Below are 1,728 nucleotides of genomic sequence, written 5' to 3'. Positions count from 1 at the left end.
CTGAGTTATTAGCGAGCTATAGAGGAATGTTAGGCGTGGAAACCATACCTAAAAAAAGATTGTTGTTGAGGGGTGCTAAATTATTAAAACAAGGAAAGTTTATTGGAATCTTGGCCGATCAAGATGGAGGAAAAGACGGGATCAACGTTTCTTTTATGGGAAAAGTGGCCAGCACAGTTGGTGGTCCGGCTGCGTTAAGTTTGCTGGTGAAGGCTCCTGTTCTTCCTATTGTTTCCTACAGAGTTGCCCCTTTTAAACATGAAGTATTGGTTCTGCCTCCCGTAGAGCCACTTTGCGATTTATCAAGAGACGATGCTATAAAAAAGATGACTGAAATGTTTAACGAGTTATTGGAAAGTTTTATCCAGAAACGTCCCGAACAGTGGTTGTGGCTTCATAGGCGATGGAGGGCTTAAACTTTTATATAGCATTATTAACATTAAGCTGGGACTTGTTTCTGAGGCAACGTAAGGGTAAACTTATATTGGGAAATAGAGGGGGTGAAGCGCAACATGCGCTTGTATGAATTAATGTCCTCAGGAGAGATAGTGAGATTGCCTGACAGCAGCTCTGTGGCAGGTATACCAGTGGAATTCTCCCCCCTTGTTGTGCTCTTTATGCCCTTTAATAGAGCTTTAATCGGAAGCACTTTTTGCAAAAGTTACGAAGTATGGCATTGGGGTAAGATAGGAAGTTGTCAATGGAACGAAGTTTCATTATGCCATAATAAATCGAAAGTTTTTGATATGGGCTTGCTGGGGAGCGTTCTATTGACAAAAGAATCGGTTAACATGTTGCGTAAAGGGTTGCTCGAGCTTCTAGAACCGCCTGGTGATCACGAAATGACCATTTCCGTTTTGCATAGTATTATGCGTAAACGAACTGCGACAACAACCAAAAAGAGCGAAATTATAAAGCCTTGTGTGAATACTTTAGATAGCTGTGTTAAAGATATCACACTGGAAATTGCTTATTGGGGACTAAGATGGGCTTTGCACTGGAATATGACTGAATCTGTAACTCGCATGAAAATATGGTTATCAAGAGCTATCGATGTCTTAGATCCTTCTTACATTCCTCCTCCCCCCATGTGGTTTTCTTTATCAAAACTTCCAGATGAATCAACTTTGCACGAGTGGGATGAAAGTGGCTTTATGACAGATCAACTGAGACATTTCGAGCTCAGCAAAAGCAATCCCACAGTGATCAAAGGTGTCGACTCGTACCTTTTGAGGTTTGTTTATCGTTTTAAAGAAGCCTTTGAGACTCAATCCTTATACACATGGTTGAGCTTAAGCATGCCCTTGTGGGGAGATCTGCGCACTAGGTGCCTACTTTCCTTATCAGAAGTCATTTTTGCCTGCTGGGGTTTCCGAGATGCTGTGGATGGTGCTAATGAAATGATGCTTTACGGCAAAAGTGCAAAGGAAATGGGTAATTTGATCGCCATTTCCTAATGAAACATACAATTAAATTGCATTTTCAATTGTACGTTGGCGCTGCACCTGGTAGAATTGATTACAGGAAGTCAAGAAAAAGTAAGCCTTGATAAGTAGTGAAAAATATTAGAGGGGTTGCGGGTCTCTGTGTTAGGACAAAGCGATTTGAAGAATTTTCTAAGAAAAAATTCAATAATTCCCGCTTTAAGGTCTAGCAAAGATGTCGATGCAGCGATGAAGATAGCGCCAAAGTGCGTTTTTGTCCTCGAGTCCTCGATCGAATCCTTAA

2 protein-coding genes are annotated in these 1,728 nt (G+C 41.3%); both read left to right on the top strand.

Translation table 11 applies throughout. The features are described from left to right. On the top strand, positions 1–416 hold a 416-nt coding region (locus tag Q7P41_RS11915), incomplete at its 5' end, for a lysophospholipid acyltransferase family protein (protein ID WP_303884532.1). A 96-nt stretch (positions 417–512) separates the two neighbouring features. Continuing rightward, the gene (locus tag Q7P41_RS11910; protein ID WP_303884530.1) at positions 513–1,457 is read left to right on the top strand and encodes a hypothetical protein; all 945 of its coding nucleotides are present in this window, start codon (positions 513–515) and stop codon (positions 1,455–1,457) included. Positions 1,458–1,728: the final 271 nt, after the last annotated feature.

The organism is Acetomicrobium mobile (genome assembly GCF_937920065.1).
This window is presented reverse-complemented; position numbering and strand designations above follow the sequence as displayed.